Source organism: Bacillus sp. (in: firmicutes), assembly GCA_017656295.1.
GTDB lineage: Bacteria > Bacillota > Bacilli > Bacillales > JACDOC01 > JACDOC01.
In genome coordinates, this window is sequence record JACDOC010000015.1 from 17,734 (window position 1) to 37,183 (window position 19,450).

18 protein-coding genes and 1 other annotated feature are annotated in these 19,450 nt (G+C 37.7%); of the genes, 15 read left to right on the top strand and 3 right to left on the bottom strand.

All coding sequences use genetic code 11. The features are described from left to right. The first annotated feature begins 332 nt into the window (after positions 1-332). Genes H0Z31_11615 through H0Z31_11630 form a run of 4 tightly spaced genes read left to right on the top strand, consistent with a single transcriptional unit; the run spans position 333 to position 4,414 of the window. Positions 333-1,874 (top strand): spore germination protein, encoded by a 1,542-nt coding sequence (locus H0Z31_11615; GenBank protein ID MBO8178090.1) that lies wholly within the window; start codon positions 333-335, stop codon positions 1,872-1,874. 13 nt (positions 1,875-1,887) lie between these two features. Beyond that, entirely contained in the window at positions 1,888-3,000 is a 1,113-nt protein-coding gene (locus tag H0Z31_11620; protein ID MBO8178091.1) for an endospore germination permease, read from the top strand. Beyond that, complete coding sequence (locus tag H0Z31_11625; GenBank protein MBO8178092.1) at positions 2,993-4,177, top strand: Ger(x)C family spore germination protein; 1,185 nt, start codon at positions 2,993-2,995, stop codon at positions 4,175-4,177. The genes H0Z31_11620 and H0Z31_11625 overlap by 8 nt, the downstream gene beginning before the upstream one ends. 6 nt (positions 4,178-4,183) lie before the next feature. After that, a complete protein-coding gene (locus tag H0Z31_11630) occupies positions 4,184-4,414 on the top strand; it encodes a hypothetical protein (GenBank protein ID MBO8178093.1) in 231 nt (76 codons plus the stop codon). Between the two features lie 51 nt (positions 4,415-4,465). On the opposite strand, the gene trpS is transcribed toward H0Z31_11630, so the two are convergent. Further along, a complete protein-coding gene (gene trpS, locus H0Z31_11635; protein MBO8178094.1) occupies positions 4,466-5,464 on the bottom strand; it encodes a tryptophan--tRNA ligase in 999 nt (332 codons plus the stop codon). Between the two features lie 237 nt (positions 5,465-5,701). Next, positions 5,702-5,942: a binding site (T-box leader), on the bottom strand. 62 nt (positions 5,943-6,004) lie between these two features. Then, positions 6,005-6,361: a DUF3899 domain-containing protein gene (locus H0Z31_11640; GenBank protein ID MBO8178095.1), complete on the bottom strand. Its 357-nt coding sequence runs from the start codon at positions 6,359-6,361 to the stop codon at positions 6,005-6,007. Between the two features lie 363 nt (positions 6,362-6,724). Between H0Z31_11640 and H0Z31_11645 the strand changes: the two genes are divergently transcribed. From H0Z31_11645 to H0Z31_11670, 6 genes are all read left to right on the top strand, one after another. Further along, positions 6,725-8,395: a peptide ABC transporter substrate-binding protein gene (locus H0Z31_11645; protein MBO8178096.1), complete on the top strand. Its 1,671-nt coding sequence runs from the start codon at positions 6,725-6,727 to the stop codon at positions 8,393-8,395. Positions 8,396-8,511: 116 nt separating this feature from the next. Continuing rightward, on the top strand, positions 8,512-9,441 hold the full coding sequence (locus H0Z31_11650; GenBank protein MBO8178097.1) for an ABC transporter permease: 930 nt from the start codon (positions 8,512-8,514) through the stop codon (positions 9,439-9,441). Further along, entirely contained in the window at positions 9,441-10,460 is a 1,020-nt protein-coding gene (locus tag H0Z31_11655) for an ABC transporter permease (GenBank protein MBO8178098.1), read from the top strand. Before H0Z31_11650 ends, H0Z31_11655 begins: the two co-directional genes overlap by 1 nt. A gap of 17 nt (positions 10,461-10,477) precedes the next feature. Then, on the top strand, positions 10,478-11,536 hold the full coding sequence (locus H0Z31_11660; GenBank protein ID MBO8178099.1) for an ABC transporter ATP-binding protein: 1,059 nt from the start codon (positions 10,478-10,480) through the stop codon (positions 11,534-11,536). Between the two features lie 3 nt (positions 11,537-11,539). Then, a complete protein-coding gene (locus tag H0Z31_11665; GenBank protein ID MBO8178100.1) occupies positions 11,540-12,481 on the top strand; it encodes an ATP-binding cassette domain-containing protein in 942 nt (313 codons plus the stop codon). A 262-nt stretch (positions 12,482-12,743) separates the two neighbouring features. Then, complete coding sequence (locus tag H0Z31_11670) at positions 12,744-13,925, top strand: putative glycoside hydrolase (GenBank protein ID MBO8178101.1); 1,182 nt, start codon at positions 12,744-12,746, stop codon at positions 13,923-13,925. A gap of 69 nt (positions 13,926-13,994) precedes the next feature. On the opposite strand, the gene H0Z31_11675 is transcribed toward H0Z31_11670, so the two are convergent. Continuing rightward, complete coding sequence (locus tag H0Z31_11675) at positions 13,995-14,177, bottom strand: hypothetical protein (protein ID MBO8178102.1); 183 nt, start codon at positions 14,175-14,177, stop codon at positions 13,995-13,997. Between the two features lie 111 nt (positions 14,178-14,288). Between H0Z31_11675 and H0Z31_11680 the strand changes: the two genes are divergently transcribed. The 5 genes from H0Z31_11680 to H0Z31_11700 all read left to right on the top strand — a co-directional run bounded on the left by H0Z31_11680 (position 14,289) and on the right by H0Z31_11700 (position 19,361). Next, positions 14,289-14,861, top strand: a complete 573-nt coding sequence (locus H0Z31_11680) for a GNAT family N-acetyltransferase (GenBank protein ID MBO8178103.1) — start codon at positions 14,289-14,291, stop codon at positions 14,859-14,861. Between the two features lie 248 nt (positions 14,862-15,109). Continuing rightward, positions 15,110-15,505 (top strand): transcriptional regulator Spx, encoded by a 396-nt coding sequence (gene spxA / locus H0Z31_11685; protein ID MBO8178104.1) that lies wholly within the window; start codon positions 15,110-15,112, stop codon positions 15,503-15,505. Positions 15,506-15,826: 321 nt separating this feature from the next. Then, complete coding sequence (gene mecA, locus H0Z31_11690) at positions 15,827-16,483, top strand: adaptor protein MecA (protein ID MBO8178105.1); 657 nt, start codon at positions 15,827-15,829, stop codon at positions 16,481-16,483. 129 nt (positions 16,484-16,612) lie between these two features. Next, positions 16,613-18,124, top strand: coding sequence for a cardiolipin synthase (gene cls, locus H0Z31_11695; GenBank protein MBO8178106.1), 1,512 nt, complete (start codon positions 16,613-16,615; stop codon positions 18,122-18,124). Between the two features lie 43 nt (positions 18,125-18,167). Continuing rightward, complete coding sequence (locus H0Z31_11700) at positions 18,168-19,361, top strand: hypothetical protein (GenBank protein ID MBO8178107.1); 1,194 nt, start codon at positions 18,168-18,170, stop codon at positions 19,359-19,361. The last annotated feature ends 89 nt before the right edge of the window (positions 19,362-19,450 follow it).

Genomic DNA, 19,450 nt, shown 5'->3' on the forward strand with positions numbered 1-19,450 from the left:
TCATTTATCGATGTGCCAATTTTTATTGGCATGGTTGTCTGTTAAATGATACTGTTGAAATTTATACATTACGCTTGTGGCGGACGCTTTCCGCGGGCAAGGTGCAAGCTACTTCCCTCGCTACGCTCAAGTTTAGGTCTTGCGGCTTCTTGTTCCCGCTGAAGTCGCCGCCTTTCGCTTCATATGAATAACTTGTTAAAAAGTCAACAATGAAATATAACATAGCCTTTTATTTAGAATCATGGATAAAACAAAGCATTTTGGTCATGCTATTTATTAAAGGAAAAAGTTGCTGTATTAGGTAGGGGTTGACCATGAAATGGCGTGATAAAATGCATCAAAAAAAAAAGCAACAAGACAATATCAAAAAAGATAACAACCATGCAAAAAACGTTCTTTCTGAACGGCTCAATGAAAATATTACTTTTTTGATGGATGTATTTGAAGATTGTGCAGATATTGTCTTTCGTCCGTTTTCGATTGGAGGAGAAGTGGCTGCATGCCTCGTTTTCTTTGAAAACCTTGTCGATACGGCCAAAATGGATGAACATATTTTAGCACCGCTTATGCGAGAGACGAAAATTCGTAATGATAATACAGAGCGATTATTACTTGAAGTGATCTCGGTTGAGAATGTAGAAAAAGCAGATTTCTTAGAAGATTGCATTGAATGGATTATAAATGGCTATACTCTTCTATTGGTCAATGGGATGGTAAAAGGTTACGTCATCCAATTAGCGAAATGGGTAACGCGAGCCATCGAAGACCCACCGGCAGAATCGGTCATTCGTGGTCCACGGGAAGGGTTTATCGAATCAATACATGTAAATACGTCCCTTATTAGACGGAAAGTGAAAAGTCCAAAGCTAAAAATGAGAAAGTACGTACTCGGGCGTTACACCCATACACAGGTCGTCATGGCGTATATTGAAGATCTTGTAGACGTAGATTTACTAGATGAAGTCGAAAATCGTTTAAAGCGGATTGATATAGACGGAGTGATTGAAAGTGGCTATTTAGAAGATTTTATTGAGGATAATACTTTTTCTCCGTTTCCACAAATTTTACATACGGAACGTCCGGATGTTGCTGCCGCAAGTTTACTTGAAGGACGGGTTGTTCTAATAGTTGATGGATCACCGTTTGTGTTAATTTTACCAATCACATTATTTTCCCTTCTTCAAGCACCAGAAGATTATTATCAACGGTCCATAATGAGTTCGTTAGTCCGGTTGCTTCGGGATTTCTTTTTTGGCATTGCCTTATTATTACCTTCGCTTTATGTTGCGATTTTAACCTATCATCAAGAAATGGTCCCGACCACTTTATTACTACGCTTTGCTGGTGCTAGGGAACAGCTACCGTTTCCAGCTCTTGTGGAAGCGGTGATAATGGAACTTACTTTTGAAGCATTGCGAGAAGCTGGTTTGCGCTTACCGAAGCAAGCAGGTGCAGCAGTTAGTATCGTCGGGGCATTAGTTGTGGGGGAAGCGGCTGTTTCTGCAGGACTTGTTTCTTCACCAATGGTTATGGTAGTTGCGATTACGGGAATCGCATCATTTACGATTCCTCGATTCTCAATCGCCATTTCTCTTCGAATGCTACGATTTCCAATGATTTTTTTAGCTGGAACGTTAGGGCTTGTGGGAATTATGTTAGGCATTATCGTAATCGTCGTGCATTTATGTGGGTTACGTTCATTTGGTGTACCATACCTTTCACCGTTAGCCCCATATAAACCACACGAGTTAAAAGATACATTGATTAGAGCCCCGTGGTGGAGCTTACGGAAGCGTCCTCATTTTACAGGTCGATATAACTCAACACGGACGGGGAATAGCAAAAAAACAAATTCAAACAACATGCGTGACTAAAGGAGGGATAACGATGCTGGAAAAAGGAAAAATATCAGCCTTACAAATGGCGTTAATTTTACATCCGACGGTTATTGCTACTGGTATATTAATCGTTCCAGCCATTTCCGGAAAACATGCGGGGCGTGACTTATGGTTAACCCCGTTAATAGCCTGTGTTGCCGGTTTTTTTGCCTTTTGGATAGCCTACACCCTCCATAAAATGTATCCTGGAAAAACCGTAATGGAATATAGTGAAATTATTTTGGGAAAATGGTTAGGAAAAATCGTTTCTTTCTGTTTGTTGTTTTATTATATCGATAATTTAGGGATCGTCGTCCGGGAATATGCGGATTTTATTACGGGAGGTTTTTTGCCGAAAACTCCTTTATACATTATTAGTGGCTCAATACTCTTTGTCTGTGCGCTTGCAGTATACAGTGGGATTGAGGTAATTGCCCGGGCCACTCAAGTTTTTTTTCCGGCAACAATTATCCTTTTAGTCGGTGTATTTATTTTTTTAATACCTGAATTGGAATTAAACAACATGTTTCCTATTTTAGAAAAAGGAATTGGGCCTGTTTTTAAAGGTTCGGTAGTTTTTTTCGGATGGTTTAGTGAGTTTTTTTTAGCAGCGTTTTTATTACCATTTGTTACCGATAAAGAAAATGTAAGGAAATGGGGGAATCTATCGGTTGTATCCGTATTGTTTGCGATGATGATCACGAATTTTACAGGACTTTTCCTTTTTGGCGAATCAGTGGAGAAACTTATGTACCCCATTTTAACCGCGGCAAAATATATTAGCGTAGCGGACTTTATTGATCATATCGAAGTCCTATTTGCTATGATTTGGGTTGCTGGAATCTTTATGAAAACCTCTTTTATCTTTTATGCAGCAGCTATGGCTACCGCACAATGGCTTGAACTATCTGATTATAGATCACTTGTTTTTCCGCTGGCATTCGTTGGCGTTGTTTGGTCTATTTGGACAACACCAAATATATCGCATTTTACTCATTTTTTAGGGACGATTGGCCCTTTTTATTTTATATCCGTCAATCTAGCAATTCCAACTTTTTTGCTTTTCATAGCGTTAATTAAACGGAGTATAAATAAAGGAAAGGGTGGACAGGTGCATGGGTAAAGTCGGTCTTATTAGTCTTCTTTATCTTTCATTGTGCTTGGTCCTTTCTGGATGCTGGGATCGTAAAGAAGTAAATGACTTGGCCATCATTGTTGGGGCAGCGATTGACGAGGGAAAGGAAGACCCCGTTTTGTTAACATTATTATTTATGGTTACCAGTGGCGGTACAGGAGGTTCATCTATGGGGTCTCAATCGAATGAAACGCAGCAACAAGAAGTTCTCATGTCGGTAGAAGGTAAAACAATTGCCGATGCAGTATCAAAAATGCAAGAAAAATTGTCGCGTAGAATTTTTTGGGGACATAATCGGGTCATCATTTTTGGTGAGAAACTAGCGAAAAAAGGTATAAAAGAGCATATTGATTTTTTTGTCCGCCATCCAGAAACACGACTTCGGGCTTTTACGTTTATTTCTAAAGGAGAGGCCCATACCTTATTGGAAACGGAACCCCTTTTAGAAGAAAGTCGAGCGGAAATGCTGCGTGAACTAATGGAACTTGATATCGCAATTAAAGTACCAATAAAAGAATTAATGTCTCTATTAAGTAAAGAAGGAGAAAATGCGGTTATCCCGTGGATTGAAACAGCAGAACTGACACCGGAAAAACCAGAGAAAGGCTATCGATTAAATGGACTCGCTGTTATTTCTAATGGAAAAATGATAGATAAACTTACACAAAAAGAATCCCGTGGATTAATGTGGATTCAGGATAAAATTGAACAAGCAACGATTACTGTTCAGCCAAACGAAGAAGAAAAACCCGTTACGATGATTCATTTACATGCGAAAACAGATTTGAAAGCGAAAGTAGAAAACGGGGAACCAATCGTATATTTGAAGATTCGTACAGAGGACGATGTTTTGCAAAATGCCTCAAAAATCAACTTATTAGATGAAAAGGCAGTAAAAGATCTTGAAAAGCAAGCAGCACAAGATATTTCGTCTTATATTGATTTAGTTTTAAATCGTGTTCAAAAAGAATTACAAGTGGATGCGTTAGGTTTTTCCGATGCTTTTTTACGAGCTGATCCGAAATGGTGGAAAAGTGTAGAAAAAGAATGGGACGAAATTTTTCCTACTATTAAAGTAGAAAAAGATGTTAAAGTGTTTGTTCGCCGTCAAGGAATGGTGACCGAACCGTCTGGTATTCCAAAAGAAGAACTGAAAGAGAAGTGATGATTAATGTTTGTGAAGGTCGGAGCTACCATTGCGATGATGGTTCTTTCTTATTTCATTGTATACGTTTCATGGAAACCATTAAAGAAAAAGCAGAAAAAAGAGAAAGTAGCGGTAGTAGGGATTACCTTATTTGGACTTGTATCTGGAATTTGGCTTCTTTATGATCCTAATCTACCAAGTCCGACGAGAATAATTGAGCTGATTTTTGATCCTATAAGATATCTACTTGAGTAATATCTTTTCAAAAAGGGATGACTCCTTTTATAGGAATCATCCCTTTTTAAATTATGATCTTCTTCTTTTTCTTCCTAATCCTATGGCATTTTCAATCTTCTTCAGCATTTTATTGGCTACTTTGTTCGCTTTTTCTGCCCCTTGGTCAAGAATGTCGTCAAGCTCTTCTGAATCAATCAGCTCATAATAACGTTCTTGAATAGGAGTTAAGGCGTTAACGACCACTTCGGCTAAATCTGCCTTAAATTCACCGTAACCTTTTCCTTCATATTTCCGTTCGAGTTCTTCGATTGGTGTGTCAGCTAAAATCGAATAAATGGATAGCAAGTTAGAGATGCCTGGTTTGTTTTCTTTGTCGTAACGGACAACTCCTTCCGAATCCGTTACCGCACTTTTAATTTTCTTTTCAATTTGTTTCGGCTCATCTAACAACGTAATGAACGCTTTTTGGTTCGGATCGGATTTACTCATTTTTTTCGTTGGATCTTGTAAGGACATAATCCGGGCGCCGACTTTTGGAATCCGTACTTCTGGAATTGTAAAAATTTCATTATATCGCTTATTAAATCGTTCTGCTAAATCACGCGTTAATTCTAAATGTTGTTTTTGGTCTTCCCCAACAGGAACAAGGTCCGTACCGTAAAGAAGAATGTCAGCTGCCATTAAAGGTGGATAAGTAAGTAATCCAGCTGATACCGCTTCTTTTCCAGCGGACTTGTCTTTAAATTGAGTCATGCGCTCTAATTCACCAATGTAGGAAATACATTGTAAAATCCATCCTGCTTGCGCATGTGCAGGAACTTCTGATTGGATAAACAAGGTCGCTTTGTTCGGATCAATGCCGACAGCTAAATAGAGAGCTGCAAGACTTCGAATGTTTTTTCGTAATTCCAGCCGATCTTGCGGAACTGTAATGGCATGCTGGTCGACGATACAGAAGTAACAATTGTATTCGTCTTGAAGTTCGACAAATTGCTTTAAGGCTCCGATGTAATTCCCAAGTGTAATGGTACCGCTCGGTTGAATACCTGAAAAAATTGTCTTCATTATAAATCCTCCTTTACTTTTATAAATAAAGGCACTGTTAAACGATACTGTTGATATTTAACATTACGCTTGTGGCGGACGCTTTCCGCGGGCAAGGTGCAAGCCGCTTCCCTCGCTACGCTCAAGTAAGGGTCTTCCCTGGCTTGCTATTCCCGCTGGAGTCGCCGCGGTGTGAATAATTTGCTAAAAATCAACAATGACATTTAACATAGCCTAAATAAAAAAACCATTCATCCCCCAATTAGGGACGAATGGTATATCCGCGGTGCCACCCTAAGTGCCATAAAAGGCCACTCAACTCCCAGTAACATACAACTGGGTACCTTTTTAACGTCAGGTTCACGCTAAAGAATACTAAGAATCATCCGTTCTTCTTTAGGGCTCGAAAGTCCATTCCATTTGGACGGTAGTTTGTTTCCACCAACCACAAACTCTCTGAAGTACCGCTCCCAAATGTACTCTTCTTTCTCATCGCCTATCACGAAATATCGATTTGTGCAATTTATTATATGACATGTAAAAAAGGGAATCAAGTGGGAACGATTAATTATAGTAAAAATACAGTGCTCCGATCATGACAAAAAGAATCAAAATCCCTGTTAATAAAAAAGGAAGGTAATTAACCGTCACCAGTTCTGATAGTTTTCTCATCTCTTCTACTTCTTCTTTTGATAAAGTTCTCCCATTAACGCTAAATACACGGCGAAAACCATATACGGTTAAGTCGAGAAATCCGCTACTCATTAAAAAGATCGATAAAGCAATAAAGAAGAATAATCCACCGATTAGAAACGAAACATTGATATAGTCAATTAATGGAATAGAATTTGTACGAATGAGTACTAAAAGGATAATAACAATTTGTGAGATAGAGAACATGGTTGCTACCTTCTTCCACACTATGGTTAACCCTCCTAAATAATCATACAAGAAATGATATTTTTTTAGTAGAAAATATGATAACATAATGTATAAATAATAAATTTATTGTATAAATATTATAATCATGCAAACTTAATTCTTCCTTCAAATTAATTAAGAATAATTATACTGATAACACAATTATATGGTATTTGTATCCTCATAATTTTAACAGAAAATACTCTAACATCCAATTATATCATGTGTTTGTCACGTTTAGTGATAAAATTTTGTTTCATTTGTGTTAATTTTTTTAATAAAAAATAATGTACAAATTCTAAAAAATATGTATAATAGTCAATGTAGCGATTTTTCAGAAAAATAAAAAAGGGAGGTCTACTAGTGAGAAACTCTAAGTTTTTATTGTTCTTGAGTTTCACCCTTGTTCTAAGCATGTTTTTAGCAGCATGCGCTGGCGGTAGCAACCAAACCGATCAAGGACAAGGTAATGAACCTCAAGATGAACCAAAAGAAGAAGTGAAACAAGTACTTAACTTAATTGAAAGCGCTGAAATTCCAACAATGGACAGCGTAAAAGGTACAGACGCTGTTGCCTTCAACGTCATGAACAACGTATTTGAAGGTCTTTACCGTCTTGGACAAGACAATGAACCTGTCTTGGGTGTTGCGGCTGAAGAGCCACAAGTGAACGAAGACGGTACAGTGTATACGTTCAAAATCCGCGACGATGCGAAATGGTCTGACGGATCTAACGTAACTGCTCACGACTTCGTATTCGCATGGCGCCGTGCGGTGGACCCTAATGTTGGTTCTGAGTACGGTCCATACATGATGAATGGTGTTATTAAAAACGCTGATAAAGTATCTGCTGGTGAATTACCATTAGAAGAACTTGGCGTTAAAGCACTTGATGACAAAACGCTAGAAGTTACGCTTGAGCGTCCAGTTCCTTACTTCAAATCTCTAATGACATTCCCAACATTCTATCCACAAAAAGAAGAATTCGTTACTGAGAAAGGCGACCAATACGCTTCTAACAGCGATAACTTACTATATAACGGTCCATTCGTATTAACTGACTGGAACGGAACAGGTCTTTCTTGGAAAATGGTGAAAAACGAACACTATTGGGACAAAGACACAGTTAAACTTGAAGAAATTAACGTAAACGTTGTTAAAGAAACAAGTACGGCTGTTAACCTTTATGAAACTGGTGAAATCGACCGTGTAGCATTAAGCGGTGAATTTGCACTGCAATATAAAGGTCATGAAGAATACCAAACTTACTTAGAGCCAGTAATTTTCTGGTTTAAATTCAACCAAAAGAACGAAGCTCTTGCGAACGTAAACATTCGTAAAGCGATTTCTATGGCAATTGACCGTCAAGCGATGGTTGACAACATTTTAGCAAACGGTTCTGTGGTAGCAAACTACGCTGTACCAAAAGATTTCGTATTCCATAACGGTAAAGACTTCCGTGATGGAAACGGCGACTTACTTGCTTATGACCCTGAAAAAGCCAAAGAATACTGGCAAAAAGGTTTAGAAGAGCTTGGTAAAACTGAACTTGAGTTAGAAATTCTTGGTGGCGACACTGAGCTATCTAAGAAAATGGACGAATTCTTCAAAGACCAACTGGAAAAAACACTTCCAGGTCTTACAATTAAGCTAAAAGAAGTTCCATTCAAAATTCGTCTTGACCTAGATACGAAAGAAGAGTATGACATCCAAGTGGCTGGTTGGGGTCCTGACTATCAAGATCCAATGACATTCTCCGACCTTTGGGTAACTGACGGTGGAAATAACCATATGAATTACTCTAACCCTAAATACGATGAGTTAATAGAAGCAGCGAAGACAACGCTTGCAACGGATTTAGATGCACGTTGGGAAGCTCTTCAAGAAGCTGAGCGCATCCTTATGGAAGACGCAGCCATCGGTCCTCTTTACCAACGTGGTGTAGCGGTACTTCAAAAACCATATGTTAAAGGATTGGTTGTACACCCATTCGGAGCTGACTTTAGCTACAAGTGGGCATACATCGAGAAATAATATAAGCTTTATGGGGATGAAAAGAGAGTATATTCCGATATACTCTCTTTTTCCCTGTAAGGAAATTGTCGAATATTGAAGAATTTTTTGAAATAACTTTGTAGGAGGTGCAAAACATGGCGAAGTATATTATCCAGCGTTTAATATACATGTTCATAACGCTCTTTCTTATTGCTTCCGCCACCTTTTTCCTCATGAAATTTATGCCTGGGACTCCCTTCACTGCACAGGAAAAATTGACTGAGGCCCAACTCGAAATTTTGAACGAAAAATATGGATTAAATGATCCTCTTCCTGTCCAATATGCCAATTACATGTTGAACTTATTGAAGGGAGACCTAGGTACATCCTTCCAATTTGATAACCGCAGTGTCACTGAATTACTTACAGATCGAATTGGTCCTTCCGCCTTACTTGGTCTCCAAGCGATGATTGTAGGTACGATTTTAGGTGTTATTTTTGGGGTAGTTGCCGCTATAAAACAAAATACATGGCTGGATTATGGTAGTACGTTTTTAGCGGTACTAGGTAAATCGATTCCATCCTTCGTATTTGCGGCCCTTCTTCAATATTGGATTGGGGTTAAAGCCGGTTGGTTACCAGTAGCCTTCTGGGGCGAATTTAAACACACGATCATGCCAACGATTGCGTTATCCATCTTTCCGTTATCCATTGCGGCACGTTTTATGCGTACAGAGATGATTGAAGTTTTAAGCTCAGATTACATCTTGTTAGCACGTGCGAAAGGGGCAAACGGTTTCGAAATTGCCTTTAAACACGCATTTCGTAACGCCTTAATTCCATTGATTACAGTTTTAGGACCACTAGCTGTTGGTCTTTTAACGGGTTCACTTGTTATTGAGAAAATTTTCTCAATTCCAGGTCTTGGGGAACAATTCGTTAAGTCCATTATGGTACTTGACTTCCCTGTTATTATGGGAACAACACTTTTGTTCGCGTTCTTATTAATCCTTATTATATTAATTGTCGATATTTTATACGGCGTCATTGACCCTCGAATTCGTTTAGCGGGAGGTAAGAAGTAATGAAAGCGACTGAAGAAAGAATTCCGAAAGAATTATTTGAACCCGCTCAAATTGACCAATTAAATAATGAAAAAATTGCGAAACCAAGTTTAAACTTTTGGCAAGATTCATGGTTACGTGTTCGTAAAAATAAAGGGGCCATTATAGCCTTGGTTGTGTTAATCTTTTTAACGTTTATGGCCTTTGTAGGACCGTATATGAACGATTACACCTTTGATGAACAAAACTTGGCCCATGCGAACTTACCTCCACGTGTACCTGTGTTAGAGAATTTCGGTATTTTAGATGGGACATCAGAGCGTAACGGCCAAACGTTTAATATGTACGAGCTTAAAGGAATTGAAGATTATTATTGGTTTGGTACAGATAGCCTTGGTCGTGATATTTTTACCCGTTTATGGAAAGGGACGCAAGTTTCCCTTTATATTGCAGTTATAGCAACATTAATTGACGTGTTAATCGGTGTAGCTTACGGAGGAATTTCGGCATATTACGGCGGTCGTGTCGACAATATTATGCAGCGAATTCTTGAAATTCTTGCGGGAATTCCAAACTTAGTCATCGTCATTTTAATGATTCTCGTTTTAGAGCCGGGAATTACTTCGATTATATTTGCTTTAGCTTTAACTGGCTGGATAGGAATGGCTCGTGTCGTACGGGGACAAGTATTAAAACTGAAAAATCAAGAGTTCGTATTAGCGTCCAAAACACTTGGAGCCAGTGACGCGAAAATTATTTTTAAACACCTAATTCCAAACTTAGCGGGTATTATCATCATTAACACGATGTTTACGATTCCAAGTGCCATTTTCTTTGAAGCCTTTTTAAGCTTCATCGGACTTGGTTTACAAGCTCCGTTAGCATCTTTAGGTACGCTAATTGATGATGGGTACAAGACAATGCAATTTTTACCACACGCATTGTTCTTCCCGGCATTAGTCCTCAGTTTATTATTGATTGCATTTAACTTATTAGCAGATGGATTACGCGATGCGTTTGATCCGAAAATGCGCGATTAAAAAGGCAGGTGATTGACGTGGAAAAAATTTTAGAAGTGAAAGATTTAAACATTTCTTTCCATACGTTTGCCGGCGAAGTAAAGGCCATTCGTGGAGTTAACTTTGATTTATACAAAGGTGAAACGTTAGCGATTGTAGGGGAATCAGGTTCCGGTAAATCGGTAACAACGAAATCGATTATGCGTCTGTTACCAGAGCATAACTCGGAAATTAAAGGCGGACAAATTTTATTTGAAGGAAAAGATTTAGCAAAAGCATCGGAAAAAGAGATGCAAAAAATTCGCGGAAAAGACATTTCAATGATTTTCCAAGACCCAATGACATCACTGAACCCAACGATGACAGTTGGTAAACAAATTATGGAACCATTGTTAAAACACCAAAAATTAAGTAAAGCGGAAGCAAAACAACGGGCGATTGAATTGTTAAAGCTTGTCGGTATTCCGAAACCAGAAATTCGGTTTAAACAATATCCACACCAATTCTCTGGTGGTATGAGACAACGTGTTGTAATTGCGATTGCGCTAGCTTGTAATCCAAAAATATTAATTGCCGATGAACCAACTACGGCTCTTGACGTAACGATTCAAGCGCAAATTCTTGATCTGATGAAAGACTTACAAAAGAAAATTGATACGTCCATTATTTTTATCACCCACGACTTAGGGGTTGTAGCGAACGTTGCTGATCGTGTAGCTGTTATGTACGGAGGACGTATTGTTGAAATTGGAACAGTAGATGAAATTTTCTATAATCCGAAACATCCTTACACATGGGGACTCATTAGCTCCATGCCAAGCTTAGATACAAAAGATGATGAACTATATGCTATTCCAGGTTCACCACCAGACTTACTTGACCCTCCGAAAGGGGATGCGTTTGCTCCGCGAAATGAATATGCGTTAAAAATTGATTTAGAAAAACAGCCGCCAATGTTCAAAGTGTCGGATACTCATTATGCAGCCACATGGTTACTACATCCAGATGCACCAAAAGTGGAACCGCCAGAAGCGGTGAAGAAGCGGATGCAACAGTTTAAAGCAAACAGCACATCTCCCAAAAAGGAGGGGAAATAACTGATGGAGCAAAGAGAAAAGTTACTCGAAATTAAAAATTTAAAGCAATATTTTAACGTGGGAAAACCAAACGAAGTACGGGCGGTTGACGACATTTCCTTTGATATTTATAAAGGAGAAACATTAGGACTGGTTGGTGAGTCCGGTTGTGGAAAATCAACGACTGGGCGTACGATTATTCGTCTGTATGATGCGACAGATGGAGAAGTTCTATTCAAAGGAAAAAACGTACATGGTAAAAAATCTCGTGCGGAATTGAAAGAATTTAACCGTAAGATGCAGATGATTTTCCAAGACCCTTACGCATCGTTAAACCCACGGATGAAGGTGGCTGATATTATTGCCGAGGGTATTGATATTCATGGGCTAGCTAAATCGAAAGAAGAACGGATGGAAAAAGTTTATCAACTGTTAGAAACAGTTGGTTTGAACCGTGAGCACGCCAACCGTTACCCACACGAATTCTCTGGCGGTCAACGGCAACGGATCGGAATTGCCCGCGCATTAGCGGTTGAACCTGAATTCATTATTGCGGACGAGCCAATATCTGCCCTTGACGTATCCATCCAGGCCCAAGTCGTTAACTTAATGAAAAAACTCCAAAAAGAAAAAGGGTTAACCTATTTATTCATTGCTCACGATTTATCGATGGTTAAATACATTAGTGACCGTATTGGGGTAATGTATTTTGGTAAATTAGTAGAGTTAGCACCAAGTGATGAGCTGTACAACAATCCAATTCATCCATATACTCAAGCATTGTTATCAGCCATACCGTTACCAGATCCAGAATATGAGCGCTCCCGTAAACGGAAAATTTATGATCCAAGCATTCATAACTACAAAGAAGGCGAAGAAGTAAAAATGCGTGAAGTGAAACCAGGTCACTTCGTCTACTGTTCAGAATCAGAATTTGAAATGTATAAACGTAAATACGGTCAATAATAGCGATCTCCCTCATATGGGGATCGCTTTATTCTTTTTTTCAAATGTATCATTTTGCTACAATGACTTTTCTTTTTAGAAATAGGTAAGGTATGAACAATGAGTGAATACATTTATTAAAAGGAGGTGAACGGTTGTAAGCAATTTCCTCGGAAATTCGACAAAATTTAATAACTTCATTTTTCTCTTCTGTAATTACTGATAGAATAATAGTAAATACTGACAAAATATACGTCTGAGAGGAGATTCATAGGTGGTTACCATCAAACGATTAACCTTTTTTCTCGTCATCGTGCTTATTCTGTCCCTTTCTACACCTGTTTTCGGGACACAAACGTACCTCATCCACACTGAAAGAAAACATGGCCCGTTGACGAAACAATGGGAACAACCTTTAAAACGGTTTGTGTATGATTCGGGATTGACGTTTCAATATCCAGATGCCGTCCGAGGAATTTATGTAACGGGACATTCAGCCGGGGGCAACCGTTTTCAAGAACTCATTCAGCTTATTGAATCAAGTGATTTAAATACCATGGTAATTGATATTAAAGACGATTGGGGCAATTTAACATATGTTCCAAGTGAGAATTCTCCTTTTTATGACATTGGACAAAATTATATAAAAGATCCAAAAGCATTATTAAAAACGTTAGAAGAAAAACAAATTTATCCGATCGCCCGTATCGTCGTCTTTAAAGATTCGGTATTATCACGTAAAAAGCCGGAGTGGTCCTTTGTCAATCAAAATCAAGTATGGAAAAATGGGCGTGGGGAGTCGTTTGTAAATCCATTCGTCAAAGATGTTTGGAATTATAACGTACAAATTGCTATAGAAGCAGCAAAAATGGGATTTCAAGAAATTCAATTTGATTACGTACGGTTCCCAGAAGGATTTGAAAAACGTGATAAAATTTTGACATACAGTATGGGTGACTATGAACAAATCGAGCTAGATAATGTTCAAAAACGAGTAAAAGCGGTCACCGATTTTGTGGCCTATGCAAAAAAACAGCTAGAACCTTATGGTGTAAAGGTTTCCGTCGATATTTTCGGATATACGGCTACTCTACCAGAAGCGCCTGGCATTGGACAAAATTTCTCCAAAATATCAGAACATGTTGATGTGATTTCTTCGATGATTTATCCAAGTCATTGGACTTCGTATTTTGGCATTAGTAAACCTGACTTAGAGCCATATCGACTAGTAAGCGAGTATGCAAAAGTAGAGAATGAAAAATTAAGTCAACTCGAATCCCCGCCAATCTCGCGTCCATGGATTCAAGATTTTACCGCCTCTTGGTTAGGGAAAGGTAATTATCAAGTGTATGGAAAAGAAGAAGTGGAAGCCCAAATACGTGCGTTACATGATCATGGTATACAAGAGTTTTTAATTTGGAATGCAGGTAACCATTATACACCAGGAGTCGATTATACGCCTTAAATGCAACAAATCTCCCTTGAATGGGAGATTTGTTGTTTATTTCCGAAAAAAACGGGTATAACATGAATGTCATTTACGTATGCGATGAATTTTGTTCCAATTTTGTTGCGTTCTTTTTGTTTGCACGATGAACTCTCTTGATGAAGAACGGCTGAACAACCATTCTCCTAAAGAGTTCGTTATTACACCTAAAAAAGCTGTAATCCCTACAATAAAAATCGTTAATAAAAGTAATTCAATGACGATGCCCACGTAATACCCCCTCCATTTTTCTTGTTCATTTTATTTGTATGAAGGTTGTACAGAATGTAATGCTAGCGAGGGAAAAATAATAATCAAATGGAAGAAAAGGGAGTTGAGTGTATGCATTGGTATGAAAAATTAAGTCAATATTTCCCGATTGAAGAAATGAAGTCGAGGGAACATATGGAAACTTTACTAAAGGAAAGAGGCGAAATTTATCATAAAGACGAAGGGCCAAATCATGTTTTGATGTATGCAGAATTAGATGATTTTATTTTTATTGATTATTTATTTGTTTCTAAAAATGCTCGTGGTCAAGGATTAGGACACCAATTGATTGAAAAATTAAAAAAGAAAGGAAAACCGATTATCTTAGAAGTTGAGCCTTTAGACTATGAAGATTCCGATACCGAAAAACGGTTACGTTTTTATAAACGTGAAGGTTTTGAGCACGCGTCCAGTATTGGATATCGTCGTCGATCGCTTGCAACAAACAAAATTAACGAAATGGAAATTTTATATTGGGCACCGAATAATGAACCGGAAGAGCTTGTTTATGAAGCGATGAAAAAAACGTACGAAATGATTCATACCTATAAAGATGAGGACTTATATGGAGAATCATACCAACCTGTAGAAGAAGTATTGACATTTGAGGAAAACCGCCAAAAGGATATTTTAGAGGAAATTTAAATAAAAAATGAAACCTTTTTGCATTATATTTCGTATAACTTAATAGAATGAAAAATGTGTTTGTTGTAGGGTGGAATTGCATAAAAGGAAATGTGAAATTTTTATTAAAACTATATCTTTAGTTCGCTAAATAGTATATAATAAACTATATAGATTTTTTATTTATAGTAATTATAAATAAAAAATGATTTTGACATCTTCGTTCAGTCGATTCACATATATTTTCTTTTTAAGGAGAGTGATGCATGATGGTAACATTGTACACAACACCAAGTTGCACATCATGTCGTAAAGCAAAAGCATGGCTTGAAGAACATGGAATTCCTTACAAAGAACGTAACATTTTTTCTGAGCCATTAACGATCGATGAAATTAAGGAAATTTTACGTATGACGGAGGATGGAACGGACGAAATTATTTCCACACGTTCCAAGGCGTTTCAAAAGCTAAACATCGATTTAGATACACTTCCACTACAAGACTTATTTGAATTAATTCAAAATAATCCAGGTTTATTGCGCCGTCCGATTATTATGGATGAAAAGCGTTTACAAGTGGGATATAATGAAGATGAAATTCGTCGTTTCTTACCAAGAAAAGTACGTACGTTCCAGTTACTCGAAGCACAAAAAATGGTAAACTAAGTCCCGTTTGAGCTGACAGTTAAAGTGTCAGCTCTTTTTTTACATTAAAAGCATACATCCACGAACTTCAGAAGAAAATATACGTAATATTTATAAATTTCTGGCTTGAATTCGCACTTATTTTTCGTTAAAATGATGTGACAATACTAGTGATAGGCAGAAGTTGATTTTAGAAATGGGAAGATATTTTGTTTCCATTTCATTAATTTTTATCATAAAATAGAATTACCAACATCAATAGTGCTCAAGTCTCACAGTTTCCGTTCTTAATTGGGGTGTTCAATCCCTTCATTACTTTCTAACGGAAGGGAGAGGTGTACAATGGAAATCGAACGCATTAACGAAAACACCGTTAAGTTTTACATTTCATACGTTGATATAGAAGAGCGCGGCTTTGACCGTGAAGAGATTTGGTATAATCGGGAACGGAGCGAAGAACTATTTTGGGAAATGATGGATGAAATTCATCAAGAAGAAGATTTTACGTTTGAAGGTCCACTATGGATTCAAGTGCAAGCGTTGGAAAAAGGACTAGAAGTGGTAGTGACCAAAGCACAAATTTCGAAAGATGGTCAGCGATTTGAACTTCCGATTCCTGAAGATAAACTGCGAGACTTTCCTGTTGACGAGCGCATTGAGCAGTTTTTGGATGAACATTTCCATATCAAATCTGAAACAGATGATGAAACGTTAGATTTTACGTTAATGTTTCAAGATTTTGAGCACGTGTTAGCTTTAGCAAAACGCCCCCGTCTTGAGCAATTAAAAACGAAGCTATTCTCGTTTGAAAATAAATACTTTCTTCAAGTCGAGTTTCCAGAGGGTACGTTCGAAGAAGATGAAATTGACGACATTTTAAGTATTTTACTCGAATACGGACAAGAATCACTAGTAACTGTTCATCGTTTAGAAGAATACGGGAAAGTGATTATTTCTGAAAATGTATTCGAACAATTAAATAACTATTTCTCTTCATAAAAGGTTGTCTTGGCATGTGACAACCTTTTTTCTTTGTACATACTACTTACGTTTTTCTCCCAATTTTTATGAAAATAAGGTATATTTCTAAAAGGAAGACATGTTGATTTTGGTTGGGCAGGTGTTTATATGAGAAACACGGTACGGGTGATCATCTTCTTATTATTATTAATCGGCATTTATTTGATTTTTCAAAATCAATTTCCATCTGAATTACTAAAATATTTTAGTTTGTTTATTTCTTTTTCCGTTTTGTTTATTAGTTTTTTAATTTTCTTAGAAAATCGTCATCCCGCCCAAACATTAACTTGGCTGGTGGTGTTAGGGAGCTTTCCGCTAGTTGGCTTTATTTTTTACCTTTTGTTTGGGCGCAACTATCGGAAAGAACGGATTTTTCGAAAAAAATACATTTTAGACCAAGAAGCGTATAGTAAATATGAACGAATCGATGAACGAGCGGAAGAAAAAATTCATCAATTAGGAAAACATCAACAAAAACTGTTCCGTCTTGCCCATCGTTTAGGAAATAGCCCAATTTCATTTGCAACGGAAACGAAAGTTTTAACAAACGGTCAAGAAACGTTTGATCACATTTTACAAGAGCTAGAAAAAGCGAGACATCACATCCATTTAGAATATTATATTGTTCGCCACGATGGCATTGGAACCAAAATTAAAGACATTTTGATTAGAAAAGCTCGTTCGGGAGTGACCGTTCGTTTTTTATATGACGCCGTCGGTTCGTGGAAACTTTCTTCTGCTTATATTCAAGAATTACGGGATGCTGGTGTCGAAATGGTACCGTTTGGTCCTGTTAAGTTACCATTTTTAAATAATAAGTTTAATTTCCGCAATCACCGTAAAATTATTGTTATTGACGGCAATATTGGTTTTGTCGGTGGCTTGAATATCGGTGACGAGTATTTAGGGTTAAATGAACATTTTGGCTTTTGGCGAGATACGCATTTAATGGTGAAGGGGGAAGCCGTTCGCACCCTGCAGCTCATCTTTTTACAAGATTGGTATTACATGACGAACGATAGCTTCTTTTCACCAGGTTATTTGTCTCCTAATCCAGTCCCTGTTCAAGACAGTGGGGGAGTTCAGTTAATTGCAGGAGGGCCGGATAACGAATGGAGTGTTTTGAAAAATATTTTCTTTTCTATGATCACATCAGCAGAAAAGTCCGTTTGGATTGCTTCTCCATACTTTATTCCAGATGAAGATATTTTTTCTGCGTTAAAAATTGCGGCGTTAAGCGGGATTGACGTCCGGTTGTTAGTCCCGAAGCGTCCTGATAAACGAATTGTATTTTACGCATCGAGGTCGTATTTTCCGGAAATGCTTGAAGCCGGTGTAAAAATATACGAATATAATAAAGGATTTTTGCATAGTAAAATTATGATTGTTGATGAAGAATTAGCATCGATTGGTACATCTAATATGGATATGCGAAGCTTCCATTTAAATTTTGAGGTAAATGCCTTTTTATATCGTACCAATAGTACGCAAACATTAGTGAACGACTTTTTAAATGACTTACAAAATGCTGATGAAATTGATTACGAACAGTTTAAAAAACGATCGCTTTTTCATCGAATTGTCGAATCAACTTCCCGTTTGCTGTCCCCTCTTTTATAATAAAGAGGGGATTCCCTTTTTTTAGATTAAAGGAGGCGATTGATTGATTACTGCTAAGACGAATGATGGTACAAGTATTACCGTTCATCCTGGGATGAAACGAGACAAGTTATTCCGCTTAAGAAAGAAGTATTCCTTTTATTGTCCAGGGTGCCACGAGCCAGTTATGTTAAAAATAGGTCAAGTGAAAAGTCCTCATTTTGCTCACGTAAGAAAAAGGTGTGATTGTTGGAGTGAAGGAGAAACTGACCAGCATTTGCAAGGAAAATGGCTTCTTTATCAATGGCTTCAATCCCAAAACGATCATGTCTATTTAGAGAAGGCCATTGGACAGACAAGACAACGCCCCGATCTTTTCATTTCCTCCCATTCTTCGTATGCTATTGAATATCAATGTGCGACCATTCCTATTTCTATTTTTATCACTCGTACGAATCAATATAACCAACTAGGCATTTGCCCGGTTTGGATTTATGGGCATCCTTTAACAGAAATCGCACGTTTTCCCGAAATGGTTCGTTTGAATCGATTTCAGTCCCTGTTTGTCCAATACGATGAGTACGCAGGATTTTGGTTATGTACGTTTTCCCCAGACACGCAATCCTTTATTTTTTATACCCATTTACTTTCTATTACCTCTCACAAAGTGTTTACAAAAAAGATGACGGTTCCCCTTACAAGGGCGACCTTTCCTATTCAACCGCCTTCAAGTCTTCCGTCTCTATCCGCATTATATGATCACTGGTTTCAAGAAAGGCGTTACATGCTGCAAGAACGTATTCGTTATCCACACCGAACCGATTCCTTCTTACAATTTTTATCTAAAAAGCAAACGACCGTATGGACATTACCTCTCGTCGTTGGACTTCCTTTACGTGAAAATTTGATGTTTACGCCATCTGTGCTCGATTGGCAAGGATATCTTTATTTTTCCCTCATACATCAAAGAAAAAAAGGAGAAGTATGTTCCGTTCAAGAGGGTACAAAGGTACTGCAAATGTGTTTAAAGAGAAAATGGTTACATCAACGTTCCATGCCGCTTGTTTCGTACTCATTGAACAAAGCAGTTGTTTCCTATTTCAATGTGCTCACTCATTTACATGTTTTAAAAAGGGAGACGAAAGAGGTCTATCGAATCATTGACAAACCAAAAATACCGTATACCCTTTTGGAATTGGAGAAACTAGAAAAAGATATTGCTCATCGCTTGTCCAAACGCATCACGCATCCTTTTTGACATTAGTAGATTGGAACGAAATAATAGTAAAAGATGAAAGGATTTTGTGAAAATATCAAGAATTGTTTAAAGACAGAATAATTTTCCAA

Bases quoted from the DNA above. Each gene is read 5' to 3' on its own strand.
- H0Z31_11615 (MBO8178090.1), top strand. From the start codon at position 333: ATGCATCAAAAAAAAAAGCAACAAGACAATATCAAAAAAGATAACAAC.
- H0Z31_11620 (MBO8178091.1), top strand. From the start codon at position 1,888: ATGCTGGAAAAAGGAAAAATATCAGCCTTACAAATGGCGTTAATTTTA.
- H0Z31_11625 (MBO8178092.1), top strand. From the start codon at position 2,993: ATGGGTAAAGTCGGTCTTATTAGTCTTCTTTATCTTTCATTGTGCTTG.
- H0Z31_11630 (MBO8178093.1), top strand. From the start codon at position 4,184: ATGTTTGTGAAGGTCGGAGCTACCATTGCGATGATGGTTCTTTCTTAT.
- H0Z31_11650 (MBO8178097.1), top strand. From the start codon at position 8,512: ATGGCGAAGTATATTATCCAGCGTTTAATATACATGTTCATAACGCTC.
- H0Z31_11655 (MBO8178098.1), top strand. From the start codon at position 9,441: ATGAAAGCGACTGAAGAAAGAATTCCGAAAGAATTATTTGAACCCGCT.
- H0Z31_11665 (MBO8178100.1), top strand. From the start codon at position 11,540: ATGGAGCAAAGAGAAAAGTTACTCGAAATTAAAAATTTAAAGCAATAT.
- H0Z31_11680 (MBO8178103.1), top strand. From the start codon at position 14,289: ATGCATTGGTATGAAAAATTAAGTCAATATTTCCCGATTGAAGAAATG.
- spxA (MBO8178104.1), top strand. From the start codon at position 15,110: ATGGTAACATTGTACACAACACCAAGTTGCACATCATGTCGTAAAGCA.
- mecA (MBO8178105.1), top strand. From the start codon at position 15,827: ATGGAAATCGAACGCATTAACGAAAACACCGTTAAGTTTTACATTTCA.
- cls (MBO8178106.1), top strand. From the start codon at position 16,613: ATGAGAAACACGGTACGGGTGATCATCTTCTTATTATTATTAATCGGC.